This is a genomic window from Paenibacillus sp. F024, assembly GCF_057814255.1.
In genome coordinates, this window is the sequence record NZ_JBVASZ010000067.1 from 1 (window position 1) to 8,340 (window position 8,340).

Consider the following 8,340-nt stretch of genomic DNA (forward strand, 5'->3'; position numbering starts at 1 on the left):
CAAGCACTCCCATCACCAGCAAGGCGGCCGCCATCGCGAAATTCAGAAGCTTATTAAATCCAGCGGACAGTTTCTCCATATCAACTCTCCTTCTTATAAGTTAGCACAATAGCTGGAGATACCGCTTTAGGTTTCTCCAGCATTTCCCAGACGCTCTTATTCCTTAATAAACCTTCTGGCATAAGCTACGCTTTGCTTAATCGCCTCATACTCTTGCTTTAATGTTTCCTCTTCTGTTTGCTCAAGCGGCTTCCATAGCTCAAGAATAACATTGATATCCTTCCCCGCAGCTTTAAGGGTTTGGATAACGCCATCGATATCCTGGATACCTTCGCCAAGTGTACATCCAGCCACATAGACCCCCAGATGATCGGGATGCGTATCAAGCTTGTAGTCTTTAAGATGCAGCGATAAACCATGAGGCACCAGCATTTTCAGGGTTTCCTCAGGCCATTCCTTTTGCCTGATGGAATTCCCCGTATCCACGCAAATACCGACAAACGGGCTATTCACTTCCGTAACCAGGGATACAAGCTCGGGTGAACTCATGGTAAAATGATTTTCAATAGCTATAGAAATACCCGCTTTTTCAAATTCAGGCAGCACGGTTCTAAGAACCTGCAGCGCTTCCTCAAAAGTAGGATGCACATCGCCATGATGAATCGAAAGTCGCAATAGCTTTGCCCCGATGGCTTGCGCAATTTCTAAATACCGCACCAGCCGCTCCACAGTAGCTCCTGCCGTTCCTGCTTCGAGCGTCACTCCCAATCGGTCTGCCGTTTCCTTCACTTCCGCAAGCGCTTGCTGGTCATAATCGTCAAGAGGCAAATTATCAGCGAATTGTACGAGATATACCCCAAGCTTATGAGCGGCTTCGATTAATCCTACAGCATCCATAGGATGTTTAGGCTGGAAAGCATGATTTCCTATTGTCCAACGAAAAAGATAACTACCGATCCCCAATTTCATTTCAATTTCCCCCATCAAAGCCCGCTTTTGATTACACCAGTGTTACTGTTGCTTTATGGATTAACCGCTCCGCTTTTTCAACCACATTGTCTACAGTGAAGCCATACGCCTTCATTATTTCTTCACCTGGAGCTGACATACCGAACTGTTGAATTCCGATGATTTCTCCCTGGTCACCGGTATAACGTTCCCAACCCAGAGGATTTGCCATTTCGATAGCTACACGAGCTTTAACTTCCGGCAAAATAACGGAACCCTTATACTCCTGCGTCTGTTTTTCGAACAATTCCCAGCTAGGCATACTTACCACGCGACTTGGAATGCCTTTTTGCTCCAACGCTTGTTTGGCTTCCATCGCCAAGCTCACTTCGGAACCCGTAGCCAGCAGCAGCACTTGAGGATTTTGGCCGTTAGCCGGATCGGCCAGCACGTATGCGCCTTTAGCTACTCCTTCACGAGCCTTTACGTTCGACCCTTCCAAAACAGGAAGCTTTTGTCTTGTTAAGACCATCGCAACCGGCAGCTTCCCTTGTTGTACAGCAAATCGATAAGCTTCCATCGTTTCATTCGCATCCGCCGGCCGCAACGTAATCAAATCCGGGATTGCGCGAAGCGCCGGAAGCTGCTCAACGGGTTCGTGGGTAGGACCATCCTCCCCGACCGCAATACTATCATGAGTCAATACATAAAGTACTGGCTGTTTCATCAAAGCAGATAACCGAATAGCCGGCTTAAGGTAGTCGGAGAAAACAAAGAAGGTTCCACCGTAAGGACGAATACCTCCATGCAGCGCCATTCCGTTCAAAGCAGCACCCATGGCAAATTCCCGAACGCCAAACCATACGTTTCTTCCCGCATAATTGGTTGTCGAGAAGTTCGGCAAGCCGATCAATTTTGTGTTATTCGAAGATGCAAGATCCGCTGAACCCCCGAATAGCGACGGAACATGCTTTGCAATAGCGTTAAGCGCAATACCGGAAGATTCACGCGTAGCCATTTTGGGCGCACCGGGCTCATAAGAAGGAATATCCTGGTCCCAACCTTCCGGAAGCTCATTTTTCACAGCCGCTTCCAATTGTAGAGCCAGTTCTGGATACGCCTTTTTATAGCTATCGAAAAGAGTATTCCAAGCCGCCTCTTTCTTAGCCGCTTCTTCTCCAATGGAAGAGAAGTAGTCTCTTAATTCTTGAGGAACTTCAAAAGCCTGGTGCTCCCATCCATAAGCCCGCTTAGTCAAAATGGTTTCTTCCTTGCCAAGCGGTGAACCATGTGCTTTGGAGCTTCCCGCTTTATTCGGACTTCCATAACCGATGACGGTGCGAACTTCAATCAACGCCGGGCGGCTTACATCGTTTTTCGCCTCAAGAATCGCCTTTCCAATGGCCTCCGTATCGTTGCCATCCTCCACACGAATCGTTTGCCAGCCATAAGCCTGGAAGCGCTGCATTACATTTTCGGTAAAGGAAAGACTGAGGTCCCCATCAAGTGAGATATCATTTGAATCATACAAAACAATAAGCTTTCCTAAACCCATATGCCCTGCCATGGAAGCAGCCTCAGAGGCTACACCCTCCATTAAATCGCCGTCACCGCAAATGGTATAGGTATAATGATTGATGATTTTATAATTATCTCTATTGTAAGTGGCCGCCAAATGCGCCTCACCCATAGCCATGCCCACGCCCATTGCAATCCCTTGGCCTAATGGGCCGGTAGTCGCTTCAACTCCCACGGTATGACCAGCCTCCGGATGTCCCGGCGTTTTGCTTGCCCATTGACGAAAACGCTTGAGTTCTTCCATCGGCAAATCATAGCCGACCAAATGCAGCAAGCTGTACAATAAAGCCGACCCATGTCCAGCCGAAAGGATAAACCGGTCTCTATCAAACCACGAAGGATTTTTAGGATTATGCTTCATATGCTTCATCCACAATTCATAAGCCATTGGCGCAGCTCCCATAGGTAAACCCGGGTGGCCTGAATTCGCTTGCTCGATCATGTCAATGGATAAAGTCCGAATGGCATGAATGGCGGCTTGCTCTAAAGCTGAATTTACATTGGTCATAACATCCTTCTCCCAACAGCTATTATTTTTATTCGGTACTTTCTCCCCATCCTTGAGAAACCTCTCGATACCCGCATCGGTTAATGGATGCTTCCACAAGCTCGGCAGAAGCGAACCAGGAATCATTGTTTTCATTTCACCTGCATTCGCAGTATCCAAGAAAAACTTCATATGACTAAGCCTCCTGCTTATGCCCCAAAGCATCATAGATAGTTTCTATTAATTGAATTTTCTTCTGTTGGGAATACATCGCTACTGTATGGGTTACGATGCGCCCCTTCTCTTCCATTACCCCTTTTAATAAAAAGCTGTTCGTAATTCCGGTTGCGGCAAAAATACATTCTTCTGTCTTCACTAAATCTTCCATTAAAAGTTTAGCCGTCGGATTGGATAGCCCCATCCGAATGCAGCGATCGTACTCCTCTTTGTTGCTCGGAACTAGACGGCCCTGAATCTCTCCGCCCAGACACTTCAAGGCTACTGCGGATACGACACCCTCGGGAGCCCCTCCGATGCCTACGAACATATCGATGTCCGATTGTTCGAAGGCCGTAGCTATAACGAACATGACATCTCCATCCTCAAAAAGCTGTACCCGGGCTCCAGCCGCTCGAATTTGTTGAATCATCTCCGAGTGACGTTCGCGGTTTTGAACCATGACCGTTAATTGCGAAACGTCCTTCCCGGTTGCCGTTGCTAACGCTTTCAAGTTATCTATAATCGGCGCATCCAAATCAATCTTACCGGCCGCCTTTGGGCCCACAGCGATTTTCTCCATATACATATCCGGAGCATGCAGCAAAGTTCCTTTGGGCGCAGCAGCGATCACGGCAATTGAATTTCCTTGACCATTTGCTGTTAGATTCGTTCCCTCTAGCGGATCGACGGCGATATCCAGCTCGAGCCCTTCGCCTATCCCTACCCTTTCGCCAATATACAGCATAGGGGCTTCGTCCAGCTCTCCTTCGCCGATAACGATAACTCCATTCATCTGCATCCGATTCAACCGGGCGCGCATAGCCGTCGTGGCTGCTTGATCCGCCTCGTTTTTCTTCCCCCGGCCAATCCAGCGGGCGGAAGCGATGGCTGCAGATTCCGTAACACCGGCGAAATCCATTAACAAATGTTTCATATTGATTTGCCCCCGATCAAGAGCAAGATGCATTACCTAAAGATCCGCCGCCACGAAGAATTTCATTTTCTCTATCAATGATTTTTTGAACTTTCCCTGTCGATCTGCCATTTACGTCAAAAATACAGTTGAGATACGCTTCTGCGATTCTTTTCGCATTTTCAATTCCGATAATTTGCGCACCCATGGTAATGATCTGTGCATTATTACTAAGCTGCGCTCTCTCGGCGGAGTAAATATCATGAGTAGTCGCTGCCCGAATACCTGGGTACTTGTTAGCTGCAATAGCCACGCCAAGTCCGGTTCCGCAAATCAAAATACCTCTTTCGATCACACCGTTGCTAATGTTTTCTGCTACCTCAAAAGCTACATCCGGGTAATCAACAGCATCACAAGTATGGCAGCCGTAATCTACCACATCATGTCCTAATTGAATAAGATGCTCTTTCACACTGTTTTTCATGTCCAATGCATTGTTGTCGCACCCAATACCTATTTTCATATGAGTAGTTCCTCCTCGAAATGTGAGAAAATAAAGTAAAATTAATCAATAATTTTCGTTTATTTTCGTTTTCTGTTTCAATTCTAGTTGTTGGTTGTTTTTTAGTCAATATATATAATCATTTATTTTTCGTTTTATCACAAAATTTCAATTTTTATTTTCCCGGTTATTTTTCTTATGATGAACTGCTTATGCAAATCTCTTATTATGTAATGGTTAAAGCTGATCCATTGTGTTTTCATCACCGCATGACTTGCTTTTTCAACCCTTCAAGACTTCCTGCCCATCTTACATTATTAAAACAACCATTTATTTTTCTTACCCTAGTCATATGATCTCAATTTGGTAAAACGTTTTTCAAACATTTTGCTGCCGTTCTATTTATCTACCTCTCATCTTAACTCAAATTCGTCATTCAGACAATAATAAACCCCGTGTAAGCGCTATAAAATGTAATTTGTAATAATAATCACTTAATAAAACAAGAAAATAATATTTTTTATATTGACGTACAATGAAAACCTCTATATATTTAACTCAGGGATGTAAAACGTTTTACCGCAGAAAAAGGCGCGAACTCATCAAATCAAACTTGCCAAACCCAATGGAAGAGCTCTTGCGGGGAATCACAGCCGTGTTATGACCTATGTCCACAGTAAATTTTGATGATTTTACTTTCGTTGCAAACGCTTCCTTAATTCGCTTTTATTTATTGCCTAAACCCAATAAAGCCTTTGATGTAACCATGCGGCAAATGGTTGGACATACCGGAACAAACATTAGTGGCCCTCTTATGATAATAACGAAGGTTTTACATCAATTCACGGTTTCTAAAACATTATTATAAATGAAAGAGGTAAATGAACATGGATTTCACAAACAGAGTAGCATTAATCACAGGCGCAGGTTCCCCACGCGGTATCGGAAGAGAGATCGCCAGCCAAATGGCTTCCAGAGGCGCAACCGTTATCGTTACTGATATTAACTTGGCAGGGGCCGAAGAAACGGCGCAGCAGATTAACGCTGCGAATAAAGGCACTGCTCATGCGATTCAACTGGATGTGACAAACCGCGAAGAGATATCCAACGTCATTAAGGAGATCGTGACCCGCTTTGGCCGATTGGATATCCTGGTTAATAACGCAGGCATCACACGTCCTACCCGCGTGCTGAGCATCCCTGAAGAAGAGTGGGATCTGATCTTTAAGGTGAATGTGAAGAGCATCTACTACTTGACGCAAGAAGTGCTGCCTTACATGAAGGATCAAAACTACGGTCGTATCGTGAACCTGGGTTCCGTATCCGGTAAAAGAGGCGGCGGTGTATTCGGCGGTTCGCACTACTCCGCAGCCAAAGCGGCAGTTGCAGGCTTTACTAAAGCGGTTGCAAGAGAAATGGCCGGCTTCGGCATTACTTGCAACAGCGTAGCACCGGGCTTGATCGGCACGGACATTACCGGCGGATTGCTGACGGAGGAAGTAAAAGCAGAGCAAGTGAAGAATATCCCTGTAGGTCGTGTGGGTACAGTGACGGACGTAGCTTATACGATTACCTTCCTCGCTTCGGAGAACGCAAGCTACATTACGGGTGAAGAAGTAGACATTAACGGCGGTATGCATATCGACTAAACTGCATTTCAGTATTCAAAGATCTTATTTGAATAGCACACAAACATAAGGGGGAATTCAAATGTTTAAGAAAAGCTTTAGCGTCTTAACTGCGGTGTTGCTCGGAAGCTCAGTACTGTTAGCCGGTTGCGGCAGCGGATCAGGTTCTTCTTCAACGACAGCAACCCCAAGCACGGGTGCAAACGCTTCTTCCGACAAAAAAATCATCATTAAATTCGGTCACGGCTCTGCTGAAGCAAACGCCAGACATAAAGCTGCATTAAAGTTCAAAGAGCTTGTTGAGCAAAAATCCAACGGACAAATGGAAGTTCAAGTATACCCGGGCGAGCAGTTAGGCAGTGAAGCCGCTATGGTACAAAGCCTTCAGTCTAACCTGCTTCAAGTAACCGCTGCCGGAGCCGGTATTTACGCGAAGTACCATGAGCCGATCGGCGCTACGGAATTGCCGTTCATGTTTGAAAACTTCAAGCAAGCATGGGCCGTCATGGATGGTCCTATCGGTAAAGAAATCGCCGAGCCGTTCCTCAAGAAAGACATCCGCATCCTTAGCTACTGGGAAAATGGCTTCAGACAAGTTACGAATAATGTTAGACCGATTAATACACCTGAAGATTTAAAGGGGATCAAAATCAGAACGCCTGAGATCCCGCTCTCCTTGAGCTTGTTCAAAGCTTTTGGCGCCAACCCGACTCCAATGAGCTTTGGGGAGCTTTTCCAAGCACTTGAGACAAAAATCGTAGACGGTCAAGAGAACCCGCTTACCAATATTTATAACAGTAAGTTTTATGAGGTTCAAAAATATGTATCCATGACAAGCCACCAGTGGAGTCCGCTTCCGCTTTCCATCAGTGAGAAGTTCTGGAAAACTCTAAACGCGGATCAACAAAAAATTATTCAAGACAGTGCTACAGAAGCCGGTCAGCTGCACCGCAGCCTTATTGAAGAAGACGACAAAAAGCTGGCAGCAGAGCTTGAAGCCAAGGGCATGAAGGTGAATACACCTGACAAAGCGCCTTTCAGAGAGATGGTTGCTCCGGTATATAAAGAGTTCGAAGCTAAATTCGGCGCAGAATTGATCGAAAAAATTCGTAAAGCGGCTCAGGAAGTTAAGTAATTTGTGAACAGGTGGTCACAGCTGAACTGACCCCATAAAGTTAGGCAAGTATTCCTTAAGCTGCTTGCGGGGCATGAGCTTGGTATTGTACCGGGCTCATGCCTTTTAATTTTGTCTTCATTCGTTATTTATCCTTGTGAATTAAGGCATCCAGCTTTTTTAGCTCATATTCTCCACATGTAATCGTACTCACTCCGCTTGTAACGCCTCAGTCGATCCTTCAGCTAATCCTTGTTTTATTTTCCTTATCCATTAGTGTTTCGTTATCCCGTACAGCTTAGCCATCTGTATTATCCATTCAATTGACCGCTTTTTTACGACAGGTTCTTCCTTTGCTTTGAAGTTTCAAAAAAGTCTTCCCTCAGTGCTTCTTGGGTCTTATTCCCTCCCATATTAATTCTAGGGATACAATGATTATGGCGTAGGAATTCGTTCTGTCATCTGAAAAGAAGCGGGCGTTTTTCGAAGAAAGTGGTTACAAAATGAAAGCATGGCCGTCAGTCATTCCTGCTAAGTTTAGAAGAACTTGCGCAGATCATCGAAAACGATATCGAGTTTACAGCCAACAGCAACAGCACCTTCATAAAAATGAAACGGCTGCTCCCCAGTAGAATACTGAGCAGCAGCCGCATAAAACCCTTTTAAAGTTATCTACTCGATAGGATGATGACCATCTAAGACCTTTTAGGCCAACCCCATTCTTTAAATCTAATGAATTGATGATATTTGAAGTGCGTTTCTACCCGCGCCGAAGCTGCATCATCATGAAATCCTGCATTAGAAGGAACCCATTCTCGTTCTCTTTCTTATTTAGCTGTAAGCCACTCCACAGGAACCGTAACCAATTCCGGGAACAGAATCAAAAGAATAAGAATAACCGTTTCCGCAAGTAAGAATGGCCATACGCCCCTCATCATGTCATCCATATTT

Annotated in this window: 6 protein-coding genes; 2 read left to right on the plus strand and 4 right to left on the minus strand. The window is 45.3% G+C overall.

Annotation, left to right across the window (positions count from 1 at the left end):
• Positions 1-156: 156 nt before the first annotated feature.
• The 4 genes from ACZYR9_RS26790 to ACZYR9_RS26805 form a co-directional block, all read right to left on the minus strand.
• The gene (locus ACZYR9_RS26790) at positions 157-969 is read right to left on the minus strand and encodes a sugar phosphate isomerase/epimerase family protein (RefSeq protein WP_488981422.1); all 813 of its coding nucleotides are present in this window, start codon (positions 967-969) and stop codon (positions 157-159) included.
• A gap of 31 nt (positions 970-1,000) precedes the next feature.
• Positions 1,001-3,034, minus strand: coding sequence for a transketolase (tkt, locus tag ACZYR9_RS26795; protein ID WP_488981427.1), 2,034 nt, complete (start codon positions 3,032-3,034; stop codon positions 1,001-1,003).
• Between the two features lie 175 nt (positions 3,035-3,209).
• The gene (glpX, locus tag ACZYR9_RS26800) at positions 3,210-4,166 is read right to left on the minus strand and encodes a class II fructose-bisphosphatase (protein ID WP_488981423.1); all 957 of its coding nucleotides are present in this window, start codon (positions 4,164-4,166) and stop codon (positions 3,210-3,212) included.
• A gap of 16 nt (positions 4,167-4,182) precedes the next feature.
• The gene (locus ACZYR9_RS26805; protein WP_488981424.1) at positions 4,183-4,668 is read right to left on the minus strand and encodes an RpiB/LacA/LacB family sugar-phosphate isomerase; all 486 of its coding nucleotides are present in this window, start codon (positions 4,666-4,668) and stop codon (positions 4,183-4,185) included.
• An 866-nt stretch (positions 4,669-5,534) separates the two neighbouring features.
• On the opposite strand from ACZYR9_RS26805, the gene ACZYR9_RS26810 reads away from it, so the two are divergent.
• Together ACZYR9_RS26810 and ACZYR9_RS26815 are read left to right on the plus strand one after the other, a co-directional pair.
• Complete coding sequence (locus tag ACZYR9_RS26810; RefSeq protein ID WP_488981425.1) at positions 5,535-6,296, plus strand: SDR family NAD(P)-dependent oxidoreductase; 762 nt, start codon at positions 5,535-5,537, stop codon at positions 6,294-6,296.
• A gap of 61 nt (positions 6,297-6,357) precedes the next feature.
• Positions 6,358-7,410 carry a TRAP transporter substrate-binding protein gene (locus ACZYR9_RS26815; protein WP_488981426.1) on the plus strand — a complete coding sequence of 351 codons (1,053 nt, stop codon included), beginning with the start codon at positions 6,358-6,360 and terminating at the stop codon, positions 7,408-7,410.
• The last annotated feature ends 930 nt before the right edge of the window (positions 7,411-8,340 follow it).

Coding starts and splice junctions, on each gene's coding strand:
- ACZYR9_RS26790 (WP_488981422.1), bottom strand. CDS start 969: ATGAAATTGGGGATCGGTAGTTATCTTTTTCGTTGGACAATAGGAAAT.
- tkt (WP_488981427.1), bottom strand. CDS start 3,034: ATGACCAATGTAAATTCAGCTTTAGAGCAAGCCGCCATTCATGCCATT.
- glpX (WP_488981423.1), bottom strand. CDS start 4,166: ATGAAACATTTGTTAATGGATTTCGCCGGTGTTACGGAATCTGCAGCC.
- ACZYR9_RS26805 (WP_488981424.1), bottom strand. CDS start 4,668: ATGAAAATAGGTATTGGGTGCGACAACAATGCATTGGACATGAAAAAC.
- ACZYR9_RS26810 (WP_488981425.1), top strand. CDS start 5,535: ATGGATTTCACAAACAGAGTAGCATTAATCACAGGCGCAGGTTCCCCA.
- ACZYR9_RS26815 (WP_488981426.1), top strand. CDS start 6,358: ATGTTTAAGAAAAGCTTTAGCGTCTTAACTGCGGTGTTGCTCGGAAGC.